Source organism: Terrabacter sp. Soil811 (assembly GCF_001429655.1).
Classification (GTDB): Bacteria; Actinomycetota; Actinomycetes; order Actinomycetales; family Dermatophilaceae; genus Terrabacter.
In genome coordinates this window covers 164127-187321 of sequence record NZ_LMSX01000010.1, presented here as the reverse complement: position 1 = coordinate 187321, position 23195 = coordinate 164127, and the positions used below count along the sequence as shown (strand labels likewise).

The window sequence follows — 23195 nt, the reverse complement described above, 5'->3', positions numbered from 1 at the left end:
GGACGTCGACGTGGCAGGATCGGCGCGTGTCCGAGCACGAGCTTCTCCTCCGGCATGCCTCCCACTGGGCGCTGCAGCGTCAGCGGGTGTGTGACACCGAACTCCTCGAGACGGCGCTGGAGCTGCGATCGGTCCATGACGCCCTCCCGCCCAACCTGTGGCCCGCCGGCAGTGTGGAGGACCTCATGCTGCACCGCTGGCCGAGCCACGGCCAGGGCATGCCGGACGTCGACGTCCTCGCCGAGTCGATCGACACGTTCGTCCGCTTCCTCCGGGTGACGGGACGGATGGCCTCCGGTTCCGGCGACCCGCGAGCCCTGGCCCGAGAGGCCCACCGAGCTGCTCCCCGGATGGCGGCCGCCTGTGCGGACCCGGCGAACTTCGGACCCACCAAGTCACTCATGGCCTTCGGTCGCGCGGCCGGCTTCCCCGTCGACCATGCCGACACGGTCGAAGAGCTCGACGAGACGATGCAGCAGGTCGTGGCGGCGTGGAACGCCCTCCCGGAGCACGATCGCAAGGCCCGTATGCCGCTCGCCGGCGATCGAGGGGCCGTGCACGGCACGGGCGCGGGCTTCGATGTCGACCAGAGCCTCGACGGCGACTTCGAACCCGCCGGGGTGCTGGAGCGTGGCGATCCCGCCCGAGCCGCAGCCCAGGCCCGGCGGGCCCCCTTCGTGCAGGCGTGTCTCCAGCTGGCTGACTGGGTGGGTGTCCGCAGGAAGGTGACGGCGACCGGCGTCCTGCGCCTGGCCGAGGCACGTGATGCCTATGCCGAGCTCGAGCTGTGGCGATGGCAGGAGGAGGTCGATGGAATCACCCACCGTCGCCCCGATGCCGCCGCCTCCCGCGACTTCAGGTGGAAGCGCGCCGGCGATGCGCTACCTCTCGAGCGACTGTGGTTCGCCGCACAGTCCGCCGGCCTCGTCGAGACCCTCAGCACCGTCGCGCGCAACACGGACGAACGCCCCGTGAGCGACGACGAATGGGTGGGCGTCAGTGTTGCGCTGACCCTCGCGCTGTGGCTGATCGTCGAGTCGGCCTACGACCGGTCACCGGTGCCCGTCCTCACGGTGCTCGGCGGCTGCGCGCTCATGGGCTCCATCACCAGTGCGCAGGTCCGGGAGCAGTGGCAGACGCATCCGGGCAACTCGTGGGGACCGGACTACAGGCCGAGCGGGTTCGAGGCCGAGTCCCAGCGCTACTCCGACGAGGAGCTCACCCTCTCCCTGCACTTCTTCACCGACACGGGCATCTGGGAGGTCGACGGCGACACCTACCGGCTCACCGACCTCGGCCGCGAGTTCGCGACCCTCCTCTTCACCTACCTCGAGGAGGGGATCGACTGAGCCAAGGCGAGGCCCGGGCAGTTCGGGCATCTAGCGAGCCGGTGCGAGGGCGAGGCGCGGGCGGAGTCGAGGCAGGTGGCCTCCGCGCTGGTCCATGACGCCCGTCCAGCCGTGCGGGGTCACGACATAGACGTCACCATCGATCGCACTGGTGAGGTGGTTGCTGTAGCGCCACGCCTGAAACCATCGGTGCTCGGCGATGGTGTCGATGACCCGGCCCTCGCGACACACGACCGTCACCAGCAGGTGCGTGATCGGGCTCCAGCCCCGCGGCGTGCCTCTCGGCTCCGGGACGAGGTCGACCGCGACACCGCGCAGCCGCGCACTTGCGTCATACGGGTCCCAGCACGGTTGTGGTTCGGTCGGATCCGGCACCACGGAGGCGCCAACCACCTCCTGGGTCTCGAGCTCCAAGGCCGCCACCACGATGCGCCCGCAGATGAGTGGACACACGTCGTCGATGGATTGCAGCACGAGCTCTGGGTCCTCGAGCTCCCAACGCTCACGAGATCTGGTCATGGCTCGACCGTGCCAGCGACCCGGGTGTTCCCGTCGAGGTTGTCCCCAGCAGCGCGCCGCCGCACAGTGGTCGCCCCGCGCCTGTGGATGACACCCGCCCACCAGCAGCTCGCTCTGGTTGGCTCGGCGCCACCACTACTGCTTCTGCGACCGGCACGGAGGACCGATGGGCTACAGCACGCACTATCTCGGGCGACTCGACATCAGGCCGCGCCTGCGCGAGCCGGAGATCGAGTGGCTCCGTGCCTACGCCGAGCTCATCGACCCGCGAGAGCACGGCTACGACGTCCCTCTGAACCCGCGAGCCGAGAGAGCGGAACGAGCGCGCGGCTCGGGCAGGGGCGTTGCGCCGCTGAGCGATCCGGAGATCCTGACCCCGTGGGGGATGTGCGACTGGGTCCCCTGTGTCGAAGGGTGCTGCCTGCACTGGCGTGAGGTCGAGAAGTCCAACCACGCCGTGCCGTGGCTCGAGCACCTCGTCGGCCACTTCCTCGGCCCCGACGGCCTGGCCCGCGGCGCACGGGCTGACTTCGAGGACTTCACCTTCGACCACGTCGTCAACGGAGTCATCGCGGCCGAGCGTGGGGACACGCGCGAGCTCTACCTGATCCGTGCCGTCGACAACGTCATCACCACCGAGACTCTCGTCGCCGGTGATCCGTCAGGCTGGTGATCAAAGTGACTACAATGACCCATGAGGTGGTCACCATGGGCGGTCAACAGGTCGGGATCCGTGAGCTGAAGAGCCGGCTGAGCGAGTACGTCGACCGTGCCCGAGCGGGCGAGACGCTGGTCATCACCGACCGCGGTCGACCCGTCGCCGAGCTCCGCCCGCTGTCCGGCCGCAGGGCCCTCGAGACCCTCCTCGACGAGGGGCTCGCAACGCGCGCACACCCCAAGCGTCCGTCTCCCGAACCCCTCGACGTCGACGGCCCGATCAGCGACCTCGTCGGCGACCAGAGCCGGTGATCCTCTACCTCGACACGTCGGCCCTCGTGCCCCTGCTCGTCGCCGAACCCACCTCGGCCCGGTGCCGGCGGCTCTGGGACGACGCCGACGACGTCGTCTCCTCCGTGGCCCTGCGACCCGAGGCCGCCTCCGCCCTGTGGCGAGCCCGGCACTCCCGTCGCATCAGCGCCGGTCAGCACGCCGAGCTGCTCGACCACCTGGCCGAGCTGATCGGGCAGATGCACCTCGTGGTCGTCGACGACCGACTGTCCAGGCATGCAGCCGACCTGGCCTCGGCTCACGGCCTGCGGGGCTACGACGCCGTCCATGCCGCCACCGCCCTCATGGTCGTCGGGCAGGAGGGGCTGGCCGCCTCGGGCGACCGCTCGCTGCTGGCGACCTGGCAGGCCGCGCACCTCGCGACCTGCGACATAGGCGCCGCGAGGTAGGACGCCAGACGCACAGAGGGCGTATGCCGTCCGCTCCCGCAAGAGCCCCACAAGAGTCCCGCAAGGTCCTTCGAATTCGGACATTCAGGCAACCGTGCGGGTCTCCACTGGAGGGAGTCGTCCACCGACGACGCAGACTTCGACGGTTGGCCCGTTGTGGTACGTGAACCGTCACGGGGCCCGAGCTCGCATCGCGAGGCGGGCCCCCTCGTCATCCCGGCAGCCAGCCCCGCTGAGTCACCTGATGACCCAATGCACAGCCCCGCGGCCCGGGCCGCTGGCAACCCCCCGTCAGGCGACGGCGATGTCGACGAGCAGCTCGGTGGCCAGTCGCTCGAGGTCGGCGCGCAGCGCTGCCGAGTCCGACCCGCCCGGCACGCGCACGACGACGTGCGCCTCGAAGAGCAGTCCGCCGGCCATCGGCGCCTCTCGCGTCCCGGTCGTCATCGTCTCGATCGACAGCTCGTGCCGGTTCAGCACGGACGACACCTCGCGGACGATGCCGGGGCTGTCGTTGCCGAGCAGGTCGATGGTCAGCCGCTGCGCGTCGGCGTCGTCAGCAACGCCTGAGGCCTCGGCGCCCGGATGGGCGGCCACCTCGAGCAGTCCGTCGAGCTCGCGCAGCGCGGCCGTCAGCGCATCCACCCGTTCACCGGGCACACCCACGACGACGATGCCGGCGAACTTGCCGGCCAGCTCGGCGAGCTGGCTGTCCTCCCAGTTGCCGTCGTGCGCGGTGACGACGTCCGCGAGGGCACTGACGAGGCCGGCGCGGTCGTCGCCGATGACGGTGAGCACGAGTCTGGGCACATCCGCAGCCTACTGACCGGGGCCCGCTCGCGCGGCAGCGCGCGCGACGTCGGGCCACCCGATGAGGCAGCCCACGGCATACGCCATCGGGGCGACGACGGCGGCTCGCCGTCGGGAGGTAGGCGCCGGGCCGGGTGCACCCGCTTCTTGAGTGCAACCCGGCCCGGTCAAAGGTGGCCGCTCAGCTGGCGGCCTGGGCCCCGACGAGTTCATCCGGCTCGTCGGGGGGTCTGGGGGAGCCCGACGGGGTGTCGGGAGGGGTGTCGGACGGGCGCCGCTCGGCGAGCCCGGCCATGCCCCAGCGCACCGCCGCCGTGCCGAGGTGCCCGAGCGGCCGTGCCACGAGCGTCGAGACGACGCCGGGCAGCGGGATGCCGAGCATCTCGCGCGCCCACCCGGGCAACAGGGACACGCCTCCGGAGGCGAGGGTCCCGTAGCCCGGTCGGGCGTAGAAGGGCAGCGGAGGGTCGAGCAGGAGGAAGCGCGCGGCCTCGCGCGCGGCTGGCGACGTCTCGAGCTCGGGACGGTAGGACGCGAGAACGGCCCGCAGCTCGGCCACCGAGGTGGGCGGGTCGATGACGCCGAGCCGTCCCGCCGGGATGCCGGCCTGCGCGACGTAGACGTCGGCCTCCTCGTCGGTCAGGGGCGTGTCACCGAAGGTCTGGTAGCCGCGGAGGAACGAGTCGATCTCGGCCGCGTGCACCCACATGAGCAGGTGCGGGTCGTCGGCGCGGTAGGGCCGCCCGAGGTGATCCTTGCCGCGCACCCGCTCGTGGATCGAGCGGACCATGGCGATGGCCTCCTCGGCGTGCTCGATCGTGCCGAAGGTCGTCGTCGCGAGGTAGTGGCTCGTGCGCTGGAGACGGCCCCACGGGTCGCTCTTGTAACCACTGTGGCCGGCCACCCCGGCCATCGCCATCGGGTGGAGCATCTGCAGCAGCAGGGACGTCACGCCCGCCGGGAACATCGAGGCGTCCGCGTGAACCCGCCACACCGGGTCCTCGGGCGTGAACCACCGCTCGCCCTGGGCACCCCAGATCCGCTGCGCGCGGTCAGGCGCATCATCGCCCGCGACCTTGCTGCGCAGCATGACGCCGAGCTGGCGCTGCACCAGCCGGGCTCCTGCGGTGGGACTCATGATCGACAACATAACCGCAGGTCAGCGGCACGCGGAAACGACCTGTACAGGGTTTGAGACGCCTCAGCCGAGCGTGATGCGGATGCCGGCGCGCGGGCCACGCGGCCGCACCCGGTCGGTGACCGCGGCCAGGGCGTCACCGAGCCGCGCCATGACGTACTTGCGGCCCATGGCGCGTTTGACCGCGGCGACGCCTTCCGGGCTGCGGTCGACGACGGCCGTGCCGGCATACGTCGGCGCCCCCTCTGGCACGCGTCCGCGGATGTCGCAGGGACGCAGCTCGACCCGGGCGGTGTGCGCGAGCCGCTTGAGCTTGCCGCTCGGGTCGACGGTGATGACGACGAGCTGGCCGGCGTCGCGGGCGACCCACACGGGCGAGCTCACCGGAGCGCCCGTCCGGCGGAACGTCGTCAGCGACACGTAGCGGTTGGCGTTGACGACGTCGAGGTCGCTCGGCATGGGGCTCACGCCGTCAGCGTATGCCGTGTCGCCGGCTCCCAGCCCGTGTCGAGGACGTGCCCGGCGACGTCCTCAGGCGAGCGACCGGACCACCGCGACGACGCCGATGGCGAGGGCCGTCGCCGCCATGAGCGCCGCGGTCGTCGTCGCAGTCGTGCCGGCCCGTCCCGGTCGTCGCGCCAACGCTGCGGCCGTCGCCGTGAACGCGGCGAGGAGGAGGCCGAGGGTCATCAGGTTCGCCGCGTCGCCGCGTCGCTGCGAGGAGTCGACCGCCTCGTGCTGGGCGGCGAGGAGCCGGTCGTAGTCCGCCGGCTCGGACGTCACCATCGCGACGACCTCGGCCGGGACCCCGTCGGACTCGGTGGGCGGCGCCGTCATCGCGCCCGCGACCTGCGCCCACGTCGCCGCCGCGGCGGAGTCGGCTTTCGCGAGCTCGGGCTGGCCCGGCACGTCGTCTCCCACGGCGACGAACTGCCGTGCGAGAGAGAGCATCCCGAGCTGCACCTGCTCCTGCTGGCTCCGGAGCGCGAACGAGCTGTAGAGCTGGCTCGCGAGCAGGGAGCCCGTGATCGTCGTCGCCCGTCGCGACGACTCGGCGTCGTCGCGCGCCGACCCGCTCGAGAGCACGAGCTGGGCCGCGGTGAGGACCGGAAGCAGCAGCCACGCGACGAGAGCCACGGCTGCGGCCAGGCGCTGAGCTCGGGTCCGCTCCTGCCACGGCTGGGGCGCCAGCCCGACGTCGTCGTCGCCGTCGGGAGGGCCCGCTGAGCTGGGCTGCATCGCGGCCTGCGCCCGGTGACGGGTGCCAGCCGTGCGGACGACGACGAACGCGGCCGCGGCGACGACCGACATGGCAGCGAGCCGCAACGCCCACGCCGCTCGGGCGTCACCGTCGGCGACGGCGTCCTGGACGCCCTGAGGGTCGGCCCCCGTCAGGGTGAGCGCGTCCGCGAGACGCGAGCTCACGGCATACCCGTGGTCGCCTCGCTCGTAGTCCGCGGACAGCAGGGAGCTGCCCGCCTGCTGCAGCCCGGCCCGGAGCTCGCCCGCGGTCTTGCGCAGCGTCGCCGCCTCCGCGGCCGCGAGCCGGCTGGCGGGCGTGGCGAAGCCCCGCGACGTGACCGCGTCGGACGCGTCCTGGAAGGCGTCGGCGCGCACCTCGAGCAGCGCGAGGTCGAGCGCGACCGGAGCCTGGTCCTGGTAGAGGTGACGCACCTCCTCGACGGTGAGCGCCATCGAGCGGGTCTCGAGGCGGGTCGACTGCAGCCAGTCGCCGCCCGCCTGGGCAGCCAGCCACGTGCCACCGGCGAGCAGCGCCGCGACGAGGACCGAGACGGCCACCTGCGCCGGGTTCGAGCGGATCCGCGCCGCCCACCCGTCCAGACGGCCGGCGGCGCGTTCGGCCGGTGAGTCGGGGACGCTCACCGGGGTGCCTCCTGCGTCATCGGCTCGTAGGTCACCGCTCCGAACCTGCCGACGAGGACGAGGTTCTCTCCCTCTCTCGACCACCTGTACGTCTCCTTCGACAGGTCGTCGAGCGGGCGCCCGTCGTAGCTGCCGGACGGCGAGTCAGGGTCGTGGAGGGTCTGCACGCCGCCCTGCGGGGTCAGCGTCAGCGTCGGGCCGGTCACGTCGACCACGCCCTTGGTGCCGATGTCGAACTCGAAGGTGCCGCTCGAGCGCGACTGCATCATGACCTCCGCCCGCTCGAACCGGCCGTCGGGCCGGAAGGTGTAGAGCACCTCGGCCGATCCCTGGTCGAGGCTGCGCCACGTGCCCTCGAGCTCGCCCGGGACGACCGCGTCCGGCACGGGGGCTGGGGTGGAGGTCGAGGTGGGTGCCGGGGCTGGAGTCGACGTCGGGAGCGGCGTTGGAGGGCGCGTGACCGTGACGGTCGCCGGGCTCGGCGTCGCACCCGGCGGTGCCGTCGAACACGCGGAGAGCGACGACGGGACCACCGTCACCGCGGCGAGCGTGAGCATCGCGGTCCGGCGCCACCGGGTCCGGTCCGGTGGTTGCGAGGTCATGTGGTGGTCCATCTGCTCGGGCATCGGGCTCGCCCTCCTCGTACCGGGCGCCTCGACGGTGCCCCTTCTGATCTGACGGTCGAGCCGGGCCGGTGATACGTGCCCACGGCGCCCCGTCGCCGGGCGGCGTGCGCACAATGGGCCATGGCGCTCGCGCTCTGCCTGCTGCTCGACCGCAGGTCCGACCGCGCCGTCCGCGCACTCTGGGAGCGGCTCGAGGAGGACGGCGTCCCGACGCTGCTCTCCCACACCCACGGCCACCACGTGCCCCACCTGTCGTATGCCGTCCTGCTGACCTGGGACCAGGAGGCGGCCGGCGCCGCCGTGGCCGGGCTGGGCGACGGCGGGCCGGTCGAGGTCTCGGTGCAGGGCACGGTCGTCTTCCCGCGCGGACGCGTGGCGCTCGCCGGCTCGGCCTCGGTCGCTCTCGCCACGCGGCAGGCCCGGGCGGTCGAGGCGCTGCGTCGGACCGGCGCCACGATCCACCGGCACTACGAGCCCGGACACTGGATGCCGCACGTGTCGGCCACGACCGGGGTCCCGGGTTCGCGCCTGCAGACGGTCGTCGACGCGGTGTCCGACCGGCTTCCCCTGACGCTTCGGTGCGACCGCGCGGCCCTCATCGACACGACCGACGGCACCACGTGGGACCTGTCCGGAGTGCCCTGACGGCACCGGTATGAGTACCGGTGCCCAGTATCGATCGGGCCGTCCGTGTCTCTTCTCCCCGACCAACAAACCTTCGGGGAGAGACACACGACCATGCGCATCAGCTTCACGCCCGCCGAGAACGGCTTCGCCTTCAGCAACGGCTTCACCAACCACGTCCTGCGGATCCCGGCCGTCGGGGTCGACATCACGACCCGCGGCCGCTGCGGCGGCATGGCGGCCGCCGCCATGGACTACTGGTACGCCGGCCTCGCCATGTCGACGAACGGCACTCTGCCGCAGGACGGCTCGCTCGTCGGCGACTACGTCTACTCCCGGCTCATGGACACGTTCGTCGACAACGGCCTGACGTTCGTCCAGTACGCGACGAGCCTCGACCACCCGACCTGGCTGCGCGGCAAGGGCGTCGCCCGGATGACCCGCGAGGACGAGCTACCCAAGCTCAAGGCGAGGCTCAACTCCGGCCAGCCGGTCCTGCTCGGCCTCACCCAGGCCCGCTCGGTCACCGAGCTCGGCAACGACCACCAGGTCGTCGCGTACGGCTGGGAGCAGGACAGCCGCTACACCTACGTCCTCGTCTACGACAACAACAACCCGGGCCAGGAGGTCCGGCTCAAGCTCACCACCGTCGACGACCCGGCCGAGCGCGCCATCACCGGCAGCAACGGCAAGACGTGGCGAGGGCTCTTCGTCGAGAGCTACACCCGCAAGGTGCCGGGCTACCTCGCCGTCGGCCGCGTCATCCACGACTCGACCGACCCGCGCATCATGGTGATCCGCGGTGGGGGCCAGTTCTGGGTGCCGTCACCCGCGGAGTTCGACGCGTGCGGGCTGCGCTGGGACGCCGTCGTGTCGGCCAAGCCCGGGTCGATGGCCCACGTCGCGACCCACCCCGGCAACGGCACGCTCGTCCGCGAGCGCGGCACCGACCCGATCCACGTCGTCTACGGCGGCAAGGCCTTCTGGATCCCGTCGCCCGAGGTCTTCGAGGGTCTCGGCCTCGACTGGGGCAAGGTCCGCGAGATCCCGCAGGGGTCCCTCAGTGGCCTGCGCCAGATGCCGCTCGACCGAACCCTGCTGCGCGAGCGGTCCGCCGACCCGGTGTGGCTCGTCGACGGCGGCCGCCTGCGTCACGTCACGAGCCAGGCCGTCATGGACCGGCTCGGCCTCGAGTGGGGCTGCGTCCGCGTCGTCCCCGACGGCGCTCTCACTGGTCTCGCAACGGGGTCGCCGATCAGCTGAGAAGGCGTAGGGGACTAGTCACTTCTGGTCCGTTTGTGCCATCTTGCGTCATTTCCACGAACTGCGCCGACACCGGCGTGTCACTCTGTCGCGGTCGCCCTGGAGCGGGACACTCGTTCCCAGGAAGACCAAGACTTCGACGGTTGGCCCGTTGTGGTACGTGAACCGTCACTGGTAGCCCGGACTCGCGAACGCGAGCCGGGCTCCAACACTTTCCGGGGTGTTTCGTGTCGACGCCGCCTCGACACCGCCCCGGCGCCCGACCCGACGGTGACGCGGATCTCGCCGACCGCCAACGGTTTCCGGACTACCGTGAAGATCATGAGGCGCCTCGTCGCACCGTTGGTCGCCGGCGCCGCGGTCCTGTCCGTGGTGACGTTGCGCTGGTCTGCGCTGCACTGGGGCGCGACGACCGAGGAGACGCGCGAGCACCTCCCGGGCGACGAGATCCTCCCGGTCGCCGGCCTCGTCGCGACGCGCGCCATCACCATCGAGGCGCCGCCCGAGGACGTCTGGCCGTGGGTCGTGCAGCTCGGTGCCGATCGGGGCGGCTTCTACAGCTACGACCGGCTCGAGAACCTCGCCGGCTGCCGACTGCACAGCGCCGACACCATCGCCCCGGAGTGGCAGCAGCTCGCCGTCGGTGACCTCGTGCGCCTCCACCCGCAGGTCGCTCTGGCCGTCGCCTCAGTCGCACCCGCGCGCTCACTCGTGCTGCACGCCGGGCCGGCCGTGCCCGGCGACCCGGAGGCCGCGCCGTACGACTTCACGTGGTCGTTCGTCCTGCGCCGCCACCCGCACCGCGCGACACGGCTCATCACCCGCGAGCGCTTCGCCTACACCCACCGCTGGTCGCCGCTCCTCGTCGAGCCGGTCTCGGCCGCGAGCTCCCTCATGAGCCAGAAGATGCTCCGCGGCATCCGCGACCGCGCCGAGCGCGCGGCCATGGCGTAGGCCGCGCACTCCGGAGCGCGTGCGATCGCGAATCAGGCGGCCGACGCCTCCGTGGCGACCACCCGCCGTCCCCTCGCGAAGTAGGCGAGCGGTCCGACGAAGTTGATCGCGATGATCGCGGCCCACTTCCCCTTGCTCCCCACGATCTCGCTCGCCGGCCGTCGGGCCAGGTCGGCCCATGCCGTCGCCGCCAGCGACAGCTGCACGCAGCCCGCGACGAGGATCGCCCGCTGCTGGCCGCTCGTCAGGTCCGACCACTTCTTCTGTGCCATGACCCCTCCTCAGGGACGGTGGAGCTCTCGGTGCTGGAACGCGGGTGGCAAGACGGATGCAGGACCGACCCTCAGCGCAGGATCGCCCGGAAGGCGTCGAGGAGGATCTCGAGCTCCATCTCGCCGACGACGAGCGGGGGAGCGATGCGCACCGTCGAGCCGTGCGTGTCCTTGACGAGGACGCCGTGCTCGAGAAGTCGGTGCGACGCCTCGCGCCCGGTCATGAGGCCCGGGTCGAGGTCGACACCGGCCCAGAGGCCGCGACAGCGCACCGCGTCGACGCCGTGCCCGATCAGGTCGCGCAGCCCGTCGTCGAGCAGCGCGCCGAGGTGCCGCGCCCGCTGCTGGAACTCGCCGGTCGAGAGCAGTCCGACGACCGCCTGCCCGACCGCCGCCCCGAGCGGGTTGCCGCCGAAGGTCGACCCGTGGCTGCCGGGCGTGAAGACGCCGAGCACGTCACGGTCCGCGACGACCGCCGACACCGGGACGATGCCGCCGCCGAGAGCCTTGCCGAGGACGTAGATGTCGGGGACGACGCCCTCGACGTCGCAGGCGAAGGTCGTGCCGGTGCGGCCGAGCCCCGACTGGATCTCGTCGGCGACCATGAGCACGTTCCGGTCTCGGGTCAGCCGGCGCACGTCGCGCAGCCACCCGTCGGGCGGGAGGATGACGCCGCCCTCGCCCTGAATCGGCTCGAGGAGCACGGCGACGGTCTCGTCGGTGATCGCGGCCTCGAGCGCCTCGAGGTCACCGAGGGGCACCATGTCGAACCCGGGCGTGTAGGGGCCGTAGTGGTCGTGCGCGAGAGGGTCATCGGAGAAGCTGACGATCGTCGTCGTGCGGCCGTGGAAGTTGCCGGCCATGACGACGATGCGGGCCCGTCCGTCCGGCACGCCCTTGACCTCGTAGCCCCACCGTCGCGCCGTCTTGATCGCCGTCTCGACGGCCTCGGCGCCGGTGTTCATCGGCAGCACGAGCTCCTTGCCGGCGAGGGTCGCGAGGTCCCGGCAGAAGGGCCCGAGCCGGTCGCTGTGGAAGGCGCGGCTCGTCAGCGTCAGCCGGTCGAGCTGCGACCGGGCCGCGGCGACGAGCGTCGGGTGGAGGTGACCGAAGTTGAGGGCCGAGTAGCCGGCCAGCGCGTCGAGGTAGCGGCGACCGTCGACGTCGGTCACCCAGGCGCCCTCGGCGGACGCGATGACGACGGGCAACGGGCTGTAGTTGTTGGCGATCCAGCTCTGCGCCAAGGAGATGTGCTCGTGCGTGGTCCCGGTTCGTGCCGCCGTGTCGCTCACCCCTCGATCGTGGCACCGGCCCGCTCCGGCGGCCGCCGAATGTGACTCGAAACCGGGGTGATCCCGCTCTCGGACCATCGCCGCCCCGACGCCCCGGTGGCACACTCGAAGAGGCGGGTCCCGCAGCCAGGACTACCCGTGGTGAGGTGTGTCGGTCACGTCGGTGACCCAGCCGTGGAGATGGCCATGAGCACCACCAGCCCCAGCACCGACACTCCCCGTGCAGCCCGGACTCGCGTCGTCATCCTCGGCGCGGCCGGCCGGGACTTCCACGACTTCAACGTCGTCTTCCGCGACGACCCTGCCTACGAGGTCGTCGCCTTCACCGCGACGCAGATCCCCGACATCGACGGCCGCCGCTATCCGCCGGAGCTCGCGGGATCCCTCTATCCGCAAGGCATTCCGATCGTCGCGGAGTCCGAGCTGTCCGACCTCGTCGAGCGGGAGCACGTCGACGTCGTCGTCTTCGCCTACTCCGACGTGCGTCACGAACAGGTCATGCACCTCGCATCACGCTGCATCGCTGCCGGAGCCGACTTCCGTCTCCACAGCGCCCGGCGCACGATGCTGCGCAGCACGAAGCCCGTGGTGGCCGTGACTGCCGTGCGCACGGGCGTCGGCAAGAGCCAGACGACGCGCTACCTCGCCCGGATGCTCCTCGACCTCGGCCAGCGCGTCGTCGCGGTCCGACACCCGATGCCCTACGGCGACCTCGCCGCCCAGGCGTGCCAGCGCTTCGCGACCTACGCCGACCTCGACCGCCACGACTGCACGATCGAGGAGCGCGAGGAGTACGAGCCGCACCTCGACGCGGGCGTCGTCGTCTACGCCGGCGTCGACTACGAGCGGATCCTCCGCGAGGCCGAGCAGGAGGCCGACGTCATCCTCTGGGACGGCGGCAACAACGACCTTCCCTTCTACCTCCCCGACCTCCACGTCGTCCTCGCCGACCCGCTGCGACCCGGCGACGAGGCGGCCTACCACCCGGGCGAGGCCAACGTCCGGATGGCCGACGTCGTCGTCATCGCGAAGTGCGACTCGGCGCGGCCGGCCGACATCGACGCCGTCGAGGCCTCGGTGCGCGCCCTCAACCCCCGTGCCACGGTGCTGCGCGCCGACAGCCCGGTCACCGTCGACGATCCCGCCGCCGTCCACGGTCGCCGCGTCATCGTCGTCGAGGACGGACCGACCCTGACGCACGGCTCGATGACCTACGGCGCCGGCGTCGTCGGCGCGCGCGCGGCCGGTGCCGCCCTGATCGTCGACCCGACCCCGTATGCCGTGGGGTCCATCGCCGCGACCTACGCGAAGTACCCGAACGCGCGGGGCGTCCTGCCGGCCATGGGCTACGGCGGGGGCCAGGTGCGCGACCTCGAGGCGACGATCCGGTCGGCCGTCGTCGCGGGTGAGTGCGAAGCCGTCGTCAGCGGCACGCCCATCGACCTCACCCGGGTGCTGACGGTGCCCGCACCCCTCGTGCGGGCTCGCTACGAGCTGCGCGAGATCGTGCCCGGTGGCCTCGCGGCCGCGCTCCGGACCGCGCTGCCCCTCGACGTCCAGGACGTCCTCGGCACCCATGCGGGTTCCACGTTCGCCGGGAGCGCGTCATGACCACGCCGACCGGACACCTGCCCTCCGACTCGCGAGACCACCGGACCGGCCATGAGCTCGACCCCCGTGCGCCCGTACCCCAGCGAGGCCGGCGTGCGGGCTACGCCGGGTCGCTCCTCACCAGCCTCGTCATGCTCCTGCTCATCAACGTCTGGCCCGGCTGGGAGGTCGTGCCGTTCCTCACCCCGCGCACGGTCCTCGTCATCGGCGCGATCAACGCCTCGATCATCGCGAGAGCCATCGCCGACCTCGTCAACGTCGTCGTCGACCAGCCCCGTCCGCGGGCCTTCGGCGACATCATCTCCATCGGCTTCGGCCTCATCGCCCTGGTGCAGATGTGGCAGGTCTTCCCGCTCGACGTCATCGGCACCGGCTGGGAGGTCGTCGCGCGGGTGCTGCTCGCGATCGGCGTCGTCGGCAGCGTCGTCGGGATCGTCGAGGCCATCGTGCGGCTCGTCACGGGCCGCTTCCCGAGGATGTGATCGTCGTGACCACCACCAGTCCCAACCCCATCGCCACTCCGGGCCCGACGGGTGGGTTCCATCCCGCTGGGCGCCACATCGCGGCCCTCGTCATCGGCTGCCTGCTCATCCTGCCCGGGCTGGGTCTGCTCCTCGGCGGCGCCGGCCTCGCCATCACGTATGCCGTGGGTCGGGACGACGCGGGCTACCTGTCCCTGACGCTCCCTGCCCTCACGAGCCAGTCGCCGGCCATCACGGCCGAGGACATCGTCGTCGAGACGGGTCCCGACGTGCCCGCCTGGGTGCTCGACCGGCTCGACCTCGACCTCCGGCTCACGGCACGTCCGCTCGCGTCCGGGACGGACGTGTTCCTCGGCCTGGCACCGTCGGGCGACCTCACGGCATACCTCCGGGGCGTCGCCCACGAGCAGGTCGTCGGCATCGCGCGGGCCCGCGACGGGAGCGCGAGCGCCGCAGTGCTGCGGGCGACTCCGGGCGCCTCGACCGTGGCCGCCCCGACGGCGCAGACCTTCTGGACCACCTCGGCCACCGGCTCCGGCCAGCAGCAGCTGTCCTGGCGCGTCACCGGGGGGCAGTGGGCCGCCGTCATCATGAACGCCGACGGGAGCGCCGGAGTCGCCGTCGCCGCGACCGTCGGGGTGCGGGCCGGCTTCCTCCTGCCCCTCGCTCTCGTCATGCTCGGGATCGGTCTCGTCCTGACAGGGGTCGCCGTGGCCCTGATCGTCCGCGGCGCGAACGGCACCAGGCCGCCCCAGCCCGGCGGCATCGCGCCGCCGGACGGCGCCCTGCCCGCCTCGACCGTCGAGGCGTCCCCGGTCGCCGCACCGACGTCGCTGTCGACGCACCCCCGAGCCGTGAGTCCGGTCGCGCTCGATGCGCGCCTCGACGAGCCGCTCTCGCGGTGGCTGTGGCTCGTCAAGTGGTTCCTCGCGATCCCGCACGTCTTCGTGCTCGGCTTCCTGTGGATCGCGTTCTCGGTCGTCAGCGTCTTCGCGTTCTTCGCGATCCTCTTCACCGGGCGCTACCCCCGCGGGCTCTTCGACTTCAACCTCGGGGTGCTCCGGTGGACCTGGCGCGTGTCCTACTACGCGAGCAGCGGCGGCCTCGGCACCGACCGCTACCCACCGTTCAGTCTCGACGACGAGCCGGACTATCCGGCGCGGCTCGACATCGCCTACCCGGGGCGGCTCTCGCGGGGTCTCGTCCTCGTCAAGTGGTGGCTGCTCGCGATCCCGCACTACCTCATCGTCGGCCTGCTCGTCGGTGGCGGCTCGTGGGCATGGACCTGGGCGAGGGACACCGACGGGAACGGTCGCCTCAACATCCTGAGCGGAGGCCTGCTCGGACTGCTCGTCCTCGTCGCGGGGCTGTCGCTCCTCTTCGCCGGCCACTACCCGCGAGCACTCTTCGACCTCGTCGCCGGCCTCAACCGGTGGGTCTACCGCGTCATCGCCTACGCCGCGCTCATGACGGACGTCTACCCGCCGTTCCAGCTCGACGAGGGTGGTGCCGAGGTGCCGCCGGGTCTGCCGGGACCGCCGCCACCCCCGACGCTCCCACCGCCGGTGGCCGACGACGCCGTCCGCCCGACCGGCCCGACCCGCGTCGGCTGACCGGCTGACCTCGCCGCAGGGCTCCAGCCGCCTCCGTCAGGGGCGGCAGGGGCTCCTGCCGCCTCGGTCAGGGGCGGCGGCGAGGTCGCGACAGCGCGAGCCCGAGACCCGCGACGGCGACGATCGGCCCGATGACGGCCCACAGCGTGTTGCCCGACATCGCGCTGCCGCCGACGAAGCCGAGACCCTGCAGCGTCCACAGCGCTCCGACGAGCAGCACGAGGACGCCGACGATGACGCGGACCGGGCGGGTCATGACCGGACCCGCAGGTAGGTGCTCATGTGCCGACGCTACGTCGCCGGATCCGCCACGTCACCCCACGCGCCGGCGCCCCCGAGGCCGTATGCCGTCGCCGACCACGGTCGGTCACGCGGTCGCCAGATGCCGGTCGACGCGTACGCCCCTGTCGGTCACCGGGCGGGCATAGCCTCCGGAGCATGACAACGCCGTCCCTCGACCGGCGCACCCTCCTCAAGGGTGTGGCCGCGGCCACCGCAGCCCTCGCCGTCCCTCGCGTCTTCGACCCGGCCGCCGCTGCGGCGCCGGCGAGTCGGGGCATCTTCGGCTACGGGGTCGCCAGCGGCGACCCCACCGCCGACTCCGTCATCATCTGGACCCGCGCCACGCCACCGGCCCGACCCGGAGAGCCCGTCGCCACCCCGGGCAGCGGCCTCGGCCGGTCGATCCCGGTGCGCTGGCAGGTCGCCCGCGACCAGCGCTTCACGCGGATCGCCGCCCACGGCACCGTCATGACCTCGCCCGACCGCGACCACACGGTCAAGGTCGACGTCTCCGGGCTCGACCCCTACACGCGCTACTTCTACCGCTTCCAGTCGCTCGGTGAGTTCAGCGACGTCGGGCGCACTCAGACCGCTGGCGACGTCGCGGGCGAGACCCACGCGCTGCGGATGGCCCTCGTCAGCTGCAGCAACTACACGGGCGGCTTCTTCACGGCCTACCGCGCCATCGCCGCCCGCGACGACCTCGACTTCGTGCTCCACGTCGGCGACTACATCTACGAGTACGGCAACGGCGCCGACCGCTACGGCCCCGCCGCGCTCGTCGGCGTTCGCGACGGCCAGCCCGCGACCGAGACCATCGACCTGACCGGCTACCGGCTGCGCCACGCGCTGCACAAGGCCGACCCCGACGCGCAGGCTGCGCACCAGAAGCTGCCGTGGATCACGATCTTCGACGACCACGAGGTCGCCAACAACGCGTGGGCCGGCGGGGCCCAGAACCACCAGGCGGGCGAGGGCGACTACCTCGCGCGCCGGGCCCAGGCCATGCAGGCCTACCTCGAGTGGATGCCGTTCCGGATGCCCGACCAGTCCGTGCCGCACCGGGGCACGCGCTTCTTCAAGCGGTTCACGTTCGGCGCCCTCGGCGACCTCTCGATCCTCGAGACGAGGCAGAACCGCAGCGCCCAGGTGACCGTGCCCGACGTGCCGTTCGACGGGTTCGTCCCGATCGGGGTCAGCCCGGCGATCGACGGGGCCATCGCCTCGCCGGCCCGGCACCTGCCCGAGCCGGAGCAGCTGACCTGGCTCAAGGACGGCCTCGCCGAGCAGGGTCGCCAGTGGCACCTGCTCGGCAACCAGGTCATGGTCGCGCCGGTCCTCTACCCGGGTGCCGCGCTCGGCGCCGCCGGGATGACTTTCGTCAACGCCGACCAGTGGGACGGCTACACCGCCGATCGCACGAGCCTGCTCGACCACCTCGCCGCGCAGCCGCCGGCCGCCGGTGACGCGGTCGTGCTGACCGGCGACATCCACGCGTCGTTCTCGTGCGACCTTCCCGTCAGGTCGTCACCCGGCCAGACGGCCTACGCCTCCGCCGGGGTCGAGTTCGTCTGCCCGTCGGTGACGAGCGACGGCTTCTTCGAGGTGCTCGGCCGCACGCCGCAGCTCGCCGGACAGCCGCCAGAGGTCGTCGTGGCCGTGACCCGGCAGGCCATCGGCGCGGCGCAGCAGCTCAACCCGTGGCTGCGCTACATCGACGGGGTCAGCCACGGCTACGTCGTCATCGACGTGACGCCCGAGCGCGTGCAGGCCGACTACCACCACACCCCGGTGCCGACGAGCGCCCAGCCCGACCCGCGCGTCGTCCCGACGATCGTGCCCACCTACACGCGCAGCCTCCAGACGCTCGCGGGCACACGCCGCCTCTCGCCGGCGACCGGGCCGGTCGGCCCGCGCTCGGACCTGCCGCGCGACGGCTGACCACCAGAACGGCAGCGCCCGCTCGACGTTCGTGGTCGAGTGGGCGCTGCCGTGCGCTCGCGGTGTGGGTCAGCCCTGAGCGGCGAGGTGCGCGTCGATCCAGTCGACGATCTCGACCTCGACCTCGTCGCGGTTCGTCTCGTTGAGGATCTCGTGGCGGGCCTGCGGCCACAGCTTCACCGTGACGTCCTGGACGCCGAGCCGTCGCAGCTGGTCGGCGACCTGCTGCACGCCCTTGCCGTTGGCGCCGACCGGGTCCTGGTCGCCCGAGGCGAGGTGGACCGGCAGGCCCTTGGGGATGCGCGAGGCCACGCGGTCGGTGTTGACCGACTCGAGCCCGCGCAGCAGGTCAGCGAATCCGCCTGCGCTGAAGACGAATCCGCAGTCGGGGTCGTTGATGTACTTGTCGACCTCGGCCGGGTCCCTCGAGAGCCAGTCGAAGTCGGTGCGGGTCGGCTTGAACGTCGAGTTGTACTGCCCGAAGCTCAGCGTGTTCATCAGGCCGCTCGCGTGCTCGTGCCCGCGGAGCCGGGCCTGGGTCGAGGCGAGGAAGACGCCGACCTTGCCGATGGCGCCGGCTCCGCCGGCGGTGCCCGTGAGCACGAGGCCGGCGAGCTCGGGACCGTACTGGGCGGCATACCCCCTCGAGATGAACGAGCCCATGCTGTGGCCGACGAGGACGACGGGCAGCCCCGGCTGCTCCTCGCGGGCCTTGTCGGTGACGGCGTGCAGGTCGTCGATGACCGTCTGCCAGCCGTCCCGCTCGGCGAAGGAGCCGCGTGGGCTCGACGTCTTGCCGTGCCCGCGGTGGTCGGAGCCGTAGACGGCATACCCGTGGTCGGTGAGGCGCTGCGCGAAGCGGGCGTAGCGGCTCGAGTGCTCGGCGAGGCCGTGCGCGATCTGGACGACCGCCCTCGCGTCACCGTCGGGGAGCCACCGGTTGACGAAGACGTCGGTGCCGTCGGGCGTGGTCAGCGTGAACGTGCTGCTCTGCATGGATCGTCCTCGATCTGCTCGGTGACTGGCCGTCGAGCGGCAGCGTATGCCGTCCGCCGCGTCTCGGGGGAGCGTCTGCTCACGAGGTGGCTCGGTCTTGGCTCGGGCACGGGCGCGGCCCGCCCGGTATGCCCGTTTAGCCCGCTCCACTCGCAGAAATCAACAGAAACGGGTGCCCGAATCTATTTACTTCACGCCGAGCCGGTGGTTTCCTTGTGTCACGGGCCCCAGAGGGCACGATGGGAACCACACAGGACGAGGGAGTCCGATGTACGCAGCGGAGCGGCAGCAGCGGATCATCGCTGAGGCACGTCGTGCCGGCCGGGTCGAGGTCACCGCCCTCGCCGACTCCCTGGGTGTCGCCGCCGAGACCGTGCGCCGCGACCTCACCGCCCTCGAGCGTCGTGGCTCCCTGCGCCGGGTCCACGGCGGTGCGATCCCCGTCGAGCGCCTCGAGGTCGAGCCGACCCTCGCCACCCGCTCCGGCCGCCTCGCCGACGTCAAGCGCCGCATCGCGGCCCGCGCCCTCGACGAGCTGCCCAGCGGCGGCAGCATCATCCTCGACGGCGGGTCGACGACCCTGGCCGTCGCCGAGATGCTCCCGCCCGACCTCGACCTCACCGTCCTCACCAACAGCCTCGCCGCGGCGACCGTCCTGTCGACCCACCCCGGCATCAAGCTCTACCTCCTCGGTGGACGCGTCCGCGGCACGACCGGCGCCGCCGTCGGCGACTGGGCCACCGGCGCTCTCGCCGACGTCGTCGTCGACGTCGCCGTCATCGGCACCAACGGCCTGTCCGTCGCCCGCGGCCTGACGACGCCCGACCAGTCCGAGTCGCTCGTCAAGCGCGCCATGGTCGGCGCCGCCCGCAAGTGCGTGGTCCTCACCGACTCGAGCAAGGCCGGCGACGACCACCTCCACCGATTCGCCCAGCTCGCCGACGTCGACGTCGTCATCACCGACACCGACCTCGACGACGACGTCGCCGCCGAGATCCGCGCGGCCGGACCGGAAGTGGTGACCGCATGATCGTCACGCTCACGCCCAACCCCAGCATCGACCGGGCCGTCCTCATCGACGCGCTCCGCCGTGGCGAGGTGCACCGCGCCACGAGCAGCCGCATCGACCCGGGCGGCAAGGGCGTCAACGTCTCCCGCGCCCTCGCCGCGCAGGGCGGCTCCACCATCGCGGTCCTGCCGAGCGGAGGACCCGAGGGGCACCTCCTCGAGGAGCTGCTCGAGGCGGCCGGGGTCGGCCACGTCTCCGTGCCGGTGTGCGGGTCGGTCCGGATGAACATCAGCGTCCTCGAGCCCGACGGCACGACGACCAAGCTCAACGAGCCCGGCCCCGACCTCTCGGCCGACGAGGTCGAGTCCCTCCTCGCGACGACGCTCGAGCACGCCGACGGCGCCCAGTGGGTCGTCGGCTGCGGCAGCCTCCCTCCCGGAGCGCCCACCGACCTGTATGCCGGCCTCGTCGGCCGGGTGCGCGAGCGCGGGCTGCGGGTCGCCATCGACTCGTCCGGCGCGCCGTTCGCCGCCGCCGTCGCCGCGAAGCCGCACCTCATCAAGCCCAACCACGAGGAGCTCGCCGAGCTCGTCGGCCACGACCTGCCCACCCTGGGCCACGTCCGCGACGCCGCCCGTGAGCTCGTCGCCGGTGGCATCGACGTCGTGGCCGTCAGCCTCGGCGGCGATGGCGCCCTGCTCGTGACCGCCGACGAGTGCGCCCACGCACGCGCGACGATCACGGCCCCCCTGTCCACCGTGGGCGCCGGCGACTGCATGCTCGCCGGCCTGCTCCACGGCCTGTCCACCGGGCTCACCCCGGCGGACGCCCTCATGACGGGGGTGACGTGGGGCGCCGCGGCGGTCACCCTCCCCGGAAGCCGCGTGCCCTCACCTGACGACCTCGACGGCATACGCGCCGAGCTGACCCGCGAGCCCGACTTCGACCGCGTCCTCTCCTGACGCCACGAGACGCCGAACACCCGGAACGACAAGCACCGATCGTCCTGATCGTCCGAAAGGAAACACCATGTCCCTGATCACCGAAGACCAGGTCGTCCTCGACCTCACCGGTGCCGATCGCCACGAGGCGACCCGGACGCTCGGCGAGCGCCTCGTCGCCTCCGGCCGGTGCACCGACCTCGACGCCTTCCTGGGCGACGTGCGCAAGCGCGAGGAGACCATGGCGACCGGGCTGCCCGGCGGCATCGGCATCCCGCACGCCCGCAGCGCCGCCATCACCGAGCCGTCGCTCGTGTTCGGCCGCACGGACGGCATCGACTGGGGCGCCAAGGACGGTCCCGCGACGCTCGTCTTCCTCATCGCGGCCCCCGAGGGCGGCGGCGACGCGCACATGCAGATGCTGCCCAAGCTCGCCCGCGCCCTCATGAAGAAGGACTTCAAGGCGGCGCTCGCCGCCGCGACGACCGAGGCCGAGGTCGTCCGCATCGTCAGCGCCGAGGTCGAGCTCGACCAGCCGGTCATGGCCGCCGCGGCCGCCGGGGCCGCGGGAGCCGCCGGTGCCGGTGCTGGTGCCGCAGGCACGGACACCACGGGCGCTGCAGCAGCACCGGCCGCCAAGCGCGTGCTCAACCTCGTCGGGGTCACCTCGTGCCCGACCGGCATCGCCCACACCTACATGGCGGCCGAGGGCCTCGAGAACGCCGCGAAGGCCGCGGGTCACACGATCAAGGTCGAGACCCAGGGCTCCGCCGGCTCGACGCCGCTGAGCGCGGCCGAGATCGCGGCGGCCGACGCCGTCATCTTCGCCCACGACCTGCCCGTCAAGGACGCTGGCCGCTTCGCCGGCAAGCCCCTCGTCGACGTCGGCGTCAAGAAGGGCATCTCCGACGGCCCGGCGCTCGTCTCCCAGGCCGAGCAGCTCGTCACCGAGTGGGACGCCGACCCGAGCAAGCGCGCAGCCGCCGTCGCGGCCGCCGCTGCCGGCGGTCCCTCGGGCGGTCTGACCTCGAAGGTCGAGAGCGGCGCGAGCACCGGTACGAAGATCCGCCAGTGGCTCATGACCGGTGTCTCCTACATGATCCCGTTCGTCGCAGCAGGCGGCATCCTCATCGCCCTGTCGTTCATGCTCGCCCAGATCGCCCTCGGTGAGCAGGGGCCGATCGAGATCGTCAAGTACGGCCTGACGGCCGAGGGGAAGTACAACATCACGCAGAGCTTCAGCGCCTTCAGCCTCGAGTCGTGGGCCGGCCTGCTCTTCGTCATCGGCGGCGCCTCGTTCGGCTTCCTCGTGCCGATCCTCTCCGGCTTCATCGCCTTCGCGATCGCCGACCGTCCCGGCCTCGTGCCCGGCATCGTCGGCGGCTCCATCGCCGCGACGATGGGCGCCGGCTTCCTCGGCGGCCTCGCCACCGGCTTCCTCGCCGGCTTCGTCGCCCGCTGGATCGCCCACTGGAAGGTGGCCAAGGGGGTCCGGGGCGTCATGCCGGTCGTCGTCATCCCGCTCCTGTCGACCCTCATCACCGCCGGGCTCTTCATCACCGTCCTCGGCCGTCCGATCAAGGCCCTGAGCGACGCGTTGACGAGCGGCCTCAACAACATGAGCGGCTCGAGCGCGCTGCTGCTCGGCATCGTGCTCGGCGCCATGATGGGCTTCGACCTCGGTGGCCCGGTCAACAAGGCGGCCTACTTCTTCGCCACCGCGGGCCTCGCCACGGCCGGCACGGTGTCCGACGCTCCCCAGCTGAAGATCATGGCCGCCGTCATGGCGGCCGGCATGGTCGCGCCGCTCGCCATGGCCCTCGCCACGACGGTCCGCCCGCACCTCTTCTCCGAGCCGGAGCGTGAGAACGGCAAGGCCGCCTGGCTGCTCGGCGCCTCGTTCATCTCCGAGGGAGCCATCCCGTTCGCGGCGGCCGACCCGGTGCGCATCATCACCTCCTCCGTGATCGGCTCCGCCGTCACCGGTGGCCTCGTGATGATGTTCGGCGCGACGCTCCGGGCCCCGCACGGAGGCATCTGGGTGCTGCCGCTCATCGGCAACTTCCTCCTCTTCCTGCTCGCCCTGGTCATCGGCGTCCTCGTCATGACCGCGATCGTCGTCGCACTGAAGTCCCGCGACACGCACCTTGCAGAGGTCGACGCGAGCGCTACGGTCTGACCAGGGCGTGAGC

Annotated in this window: 25 protein-coding genes; 15 read left to right on the top strand and 10 right to left on the bottom strand. The window is 72.1% G+C overall.

Annotated elements, in window-relative coordinates:
- The first annotated feature begins 86 nt into the window (after positions 1-86).
- Positions 87-1349, top strand: coding sequence for a hypothetical protein (locus tag ASH01_RS18180; protein ID WP_156415648.1), 1263 nt, complete (start codon positions 87-89; stop codon positions 1347-1349).
- A 30-nt stretch (positions 1350-1379) separates the two neighbouring features.
- On the opposite strand, the gene ASH01_RS18175 is transcribed toward ASH01_RS18180, so the two are convergent.
- Complete coding sequence (locus ASH01_RS18175; protein WP_056779249.1) at positions 1380-1868, bottom strand: hypothetical protein; 489 nt, start codon at positions 1866-1868, stop codon at positions 1380-1382.
- A gap of 166 nt (positions 1869-2034) precedes the next feature.
- Here ASH01_RS18175 and ASH01_RS18170 point away from each other — a divergent pair, with 166 nt between their 5' ends.
- Genes ASH01_RS18170 through ASH01_RS18160 form a run of 3 tightly spaced genes read left to right on the top strand, consistent with a single transcriptional unit; the run spans position 2035 to position 3265 of the window.
- Positions 2035-2541 (top strand): hypothetical protein, encoded by a 507-nt coding sequence (locus tag ASH01_RS18170; protein WP_056779247.1) that lies wholly within the window; start codon positions 2035-2037, stop codon positions 2539-2541.
- A gap of 14 nt (positions 2542-2555) precedes the next feature.
- Entirely contained in the window at positions 2556-2837 is a 282-nt protein-coding gene (locus tag ASH01_RS18165; protein ID WP_082619971.1) for a type II toxin-antitoxin system Phd/YefM family antitoxin, read from the top strand.
- Complete coding sequence (locus ASH01_RS18160; RefSeq protein WP_056779241.1) at positions 2834-3265, top strand: type II toxin-antitoxin system VapC family toxin; 432 nt, start codon at positions 2834-2836, stop codon at positions 3263-3265. The genes ASH01_RS18165 and ASH01_RS18160 overlap by 4 nt, the downstream gene beginning before the upstream one ends.
- Before the next feature lie 291 nt (positions 3266-3556).
- Here the strand turns inward: ASH01_RS18160 and ASH01_RS18155 are convergent, their stop codons facing one another.
- The 5 genes from ASH01_RS18155 to ASH01_RS18135 form a co-directional block, all read right to left on the bottom strand.
- Positions 3557-4075 (bottom strand): glycine cleavage system protein R, encoded by a 519-nt coding sequence (locus ASH01_RS18155; protein ID WP_056779239.1) that lies wholly within the window; start codon positions 4073-4075, stop codon positions 3557-3559.
- A gap of 181 nt (positions 4076-4256) precedes the next feature.
- Positions 4257-5213 (bottom strand): oxygenase MpaB family protein, encoded by a 957-nt coding sequence (locus ASH01_RS18150; RefSeq protein WP_056779730.1) that lies wholly within the window; start codon positions 5211-5213, stop codon positions 4257-4259.
- Between the two features lie 63 nt (positions 5214-5276).
- A complete protein-coding gene (locus ASH01_RS18145; protein ID WP_056779237.1) occupies positions 5277-5672 on the bottom strand; it encodes a PPOX class F420-dependent oxidoreductase in 396 nt (131 codons plus the stop codon).
- Positions 5673-5744: 72 nt separating this feature from the next.
- On the bottom strand, positions 5745-7097 hold the full coding sequence (locus tag ASH01_RS18140) for a hypothetical protein (RefSeq protein ID WP_056779234.1): 1353 nt from the start codon (positions 7095-7097) through the stop codon (positions 5745-5747).
- The gene (locus ASH01_RS18135) at positions 7094-7483 is read right to left on the bottom strand and encodes a hypothetical protein (protein ID WP_056779232.1); all 390 of its coding nucleotides are present in this window, start codon (positions 7481-7483) and stop codon (positions 7094-7096) included. The genes ASH01_RS18140 and ASH01_RS18135 overlap by 4 nt, the downstream gene beginning before the upstream one ends.
- 70 nt (positions 7484-7553) lie before the next feature.
- Here ASH01_RS18135 and ASH01_RS18130 point away from each other — a divergent pair, with 70 nt between their 5' ends.
- The 4 genes from ASH01_RS18130 to ASH01_RS18115 all read left to right on the top strand — a co-directional run bounded on the left by ASH01_RS18130 (position 7554) and on the right by ASH01_RS18115 (position 10564).
- Complete coding sequence (locus ASH01_RS18130) at positions 7554-7775, top strand: hypothetical protein (RefSeq protein ID WP_156415647.1); 222 nt, start codon at positions 7554-7556, stop codon at positions 7773-7775.
- A 68-nt stretch (positions 7776-7843) separates the two neighbouring features.
- On the top strand, positions 7844-8368 hold the full coding sequence (locus ASH01_RS18125) for a 2'-5' RNA ligase family protein (RefSeq protein ID WP_056779227.1): 525 nt from the start codon (positions 7844-7846) through the stop codon (positions 8366-8368).
- Positions 8369-8461: 93 nt separating this feature from the next.
- Positions 8462-9610 (top strand): hypothetical protein, encoded by a 1149-nt coding sequence (locus ASH01_RS18120; protein WP_056779224.1) that lies wholly within the window; start codon positions 8462-8464, stop codon positions 9608-9610.
- Positions 9611-9931: 321 nt separating this feature from the next.
- Positions 9932-10564, top strand: coding sequence for a hypothetical protein (locus ASH01_RS18115; protein ID WP_056779727.1), 633 nt, complete (start codon positions 9932-9934; stop codon positions 10562-10564).
- A gap of 32 nt (positions 10565-10596) precedes the next feature.
- Here ASH01_RS18115 and ASH01_RS18110 read toward each other — a convergent pair whose 3' ends face one another.
- Positions 10597-10836, bottom strand: a complete 240-nt coding sequence (locus ASH01_RS18110) for a hypothetical protein (RefSeq protein ID WP_056779221.1) — start codon at positions 10834-10836, stop codon at positions 10597-10599.
- Between the two features lie 71 nt (positions 10837-10907).
- Complete coding sequence (gene rocD, locus ASH01_RS18105) at positions 10908-12128, bottom strand: ornithine--oxo-acid transaminase (protein ID WP_056779218.1); 1221 nt, start codon at positions 12126-12128, stop codon at positions 10908-10910.
- Between the two features lie 186 nt (positions 12129-12314).
- Here rocD and ASH01_RS18100 point away from each other — a divergent pair, with 186 nt between their 5' ends.
- From ASH01_RS18100 to ASH01_RS18090, 3 genes are read left to right on the top strand one after another with little or no spacing between them, the layout of a single operon-like run.
- Positions 12315-13739 (top strand): cyclic 2,3-diphosphoglycerate synthase, encoded by a 1425-nt coding sequence (locus tag ASH01_RS18100; protein WP_056779724.1) that lies wholly within the window; start codon positions 12315-12317, stop codon positions 13737-13739.
- A complete protein-coding gene (locus ASH01_RS18095; RefSeq protein ID WP_056823037.1) occupies positions 13736-14221 on the top strand; it encodes a hypothetical protein in 486 nt (161 codons plus the stop codon). The genes ASH01_RS18100 and ASH01_RS18095 overlap by 4 nt, the downstream gene beginning before the upstream one ends.
- Positions 14222-14226: 5 nt before the next feature.
- Positions 14227-15834, top strand: coding sequence for a DUF4389 domain-containing protein (locus ASH01_RS18090; protein WP_235509657.1), 1608 nt, complete (start codon positions 14227-14229; stop codon positions 15832-15834).
- A 67-nt stretch (positions 15835-15901) separates the two neighbouring features.
- Here ASH01_RS18090 and ASH01_RS18085 read toward each other — a convergent pair whose 3' ends face one another.
- Positions 15902-16090 carry a hypothetical protein gene (locus ASH01_RS18085; protein WP_056779214.1) on the bottom strand — a complete coding sequence of 63 codons (189 nt, stop codon included), beginning with the start codon at positions 16088-16090 and terminating at the stop codon, positions 15902-15904.
- A gap of 182 nt (positions 16091-16272) precedes the next feature.
- Here ASH01_RS18085 and ASH01_RS18080 point away from each other — a divergent pair, with 182 nt between their 5' ends.
- Complete coding sequence (locus tag ASH01_RS18080) at positions 16273-18057, top strand: alkaline phosphatase D family protein (protein ID WP_056779212.1); 1785 nt, start codon at positions 16273-16275, stop codon at positions 18055-18057.
- Positions 18058-18126: 69 nt separating this feature from the next.
- On the opposite strand, the gene ASH01_RS18075 is transcribed toward ASH01_RS18080, so the two are convergent.
- Positions 18127-19053 (bottom strand): alpha/beta hydrolase, encoded by a 927-nt coding sequence (locus ASH01_RS18075; protein WP_056779209.1) that lies wholly within the window; start codon positions 19051-19053, stop codon positions 18127-18129.
- 268 nt (positions 19054-19321) lie between these two features.
- On the opposite strand from ASH01_RS18075, the gene ASH01_RS18070 reads away from it, so the two are divergent.
- The 3 genes from ASH01_RS18070 to ASH01_RS18060 all read left to right on the top strand — a co-directional run bounded on the left by ASH01_RS18070 (position 19322) and on the right by ASH01_RS18060 (position 23182).
- Complete coding sequence (locus ASH01_RS18070; RefSeq protein ID WP_056779207.1) at positions 19322-20083, top strand: DeoR/GlpR family DNA-binding transcription regulator; 762 nt, start codon at positions 19322-19324, stop codon at positions 20081-20083.
- Complete coding sequence (gene pfkB / locus ASH01_RS18065) at positions 20080-21024, top strand: 1-phosphofructokinase (RefSeq protein ID WP_056779204.1); 945 nt, start codon at positions 20080-20082, stop codon at positions 21022-21024. The genes ASH01_RS18070 and pfkB overlap by 4 nt, the downstream gene beginning before the upstream one ends.
- Positions 21025-21091: 67 nt before the next feature.
- Positions 21092-23182 (top strand): PTS fructose transporter subunit IIABC, encoded by a 2091-nt coding sequence (locus ASH01_RS18060; protein WP_056779201.1) that lies wholly within the window; start codon positions 21092-21094, stop codon positions 23180-23182.
- The last annotated feature ends 13 nt before the right edge of the window (positions 23183-23195 follow it).

Excerpts from the sequence above, each read along its gene's own strand:
- ASH01_RS18175 (WP_056779249.1), bottom strand. The coding sequence starts at position 1,868 with ATGACCAGATCTCGTGAGCGTTGGGAGCTCGAGGACCCAGAGCTCGTG.
- ASH01_RS18170 (WP_056779247.1), top strand. The coding sequence starts at position 2,035 with ATGGGCTACAGCACGCACTATCTCGGGCGACTCGACATCAGGCCGCGC.
- ASH01_RS18165 (WP_082619971.1), top strand. The coding sequence starts at position 2,556 with ATGACCCATGAGGTGGTCACCATGGGCGGTCAACAGGTCGGGATCCGT.
- ASH01_RS18150 (WP_056779730.1), bottom strand. The coding sequence starts at position 5,213 with ATGAGTCCCACCGCAGGAGCCCGGCTGGTGCAGCGCCAGCTCGGCGTC.
- ASH01_RS18145 (WP_056779237.1), bottom strand. The coding sequence starts at position 5,672 with ATGCCGAGCGACCTCGACGTCGTCAACGCCAACCGCTACGTGTCGCTG.
- ASH01_RS18125 (WP_056779227.1), top strand. The coding sequence starts at position 7,844 with ATGGCGCTCGCGCTCTGCCTGCTGCTCGACCGCAGGTCCGACCGCGCC.
- ASH01_RS18120 (WP_056779224.1), top strand. The coding sequence starts at position 8,462 with ATGCGCATCAGCTTCACGCCCGCCGAGAACGGCTTCGCCTTCAGCAAC.
- ASH01_RS18115 (WP_056779727.1), top strand. The coding sequence starts at position 9,932 with ATGAGGCGCCTCGTCGCACCGTTGGTCGCCGGCGCCGCGGTCCTGTCC.
- ASH01_RS18110 (WP_056779221.1), bottom strand. The coding sequence starts at position 10,836 with ATGGCACAGAAGAAGTGGTCGGACCTGACGAGCGGCCAGCAGCGGGCG.
- ASH01_RS18100 (WP_056779724.1), top strand. The coding sequence starts at position 12,315 with ATGAGCACCACCAGCCCCAGCACCGACACTCCCCGTGCAGCCCGGACT.
- ASH01_RS18095 (WP_056823037.1), top strand. The coding sequence starts at position 13,736 with ATGACCACGCCGACCGGACACCTGCCCTCCGACTCGCGAGACCACCGG.
- ASH01_RS18085 (WP_056779214.1), bottom strand. The coding sequence starts at position 16,090 with ATGACCCGCCCGGTCCGCGTCATCGTCGGCGTCCTCGTGCTGCTCGTC.
- ASH01_RS18080 (WP_056779212.1), top strand. The coding sequence starts at position 16,273 with ATGACAACGCCGTCCCTCGACCGGCGCACCCTCCTCAAGGGTGTGGCC.
- ASH01_RS18075 (WP_056779209.1), bottom strand. The coding sequence starts at position 19,053 with ATGCAGAGCAGCACGTTCACGCTGACCACGCCCGACGGCACCGACGTC.
- ASH01_RS18070 (WP_056779207.1), top strand. The coding sequence starts at position 19,322 with ATGTACGCAGCGGAGCGGCAGCAGCGGATCATCGCTGAGGCACGTCGT.
- pfkB (WP_056779204.1), top strand. The coding sequence starts at position 20,080 with ATGATCGTCACGCTCACGCCCAACCCCAGCATCGACCGGGCCGTCCTC.
- ASH01_RS18060 (WP_056779201.1), top strand. The coding sequence starts at position 21,092 with ATGTCCCTGATCACCGAAGACCAGGTCGTCCTCGACCTCACCGGTGCC.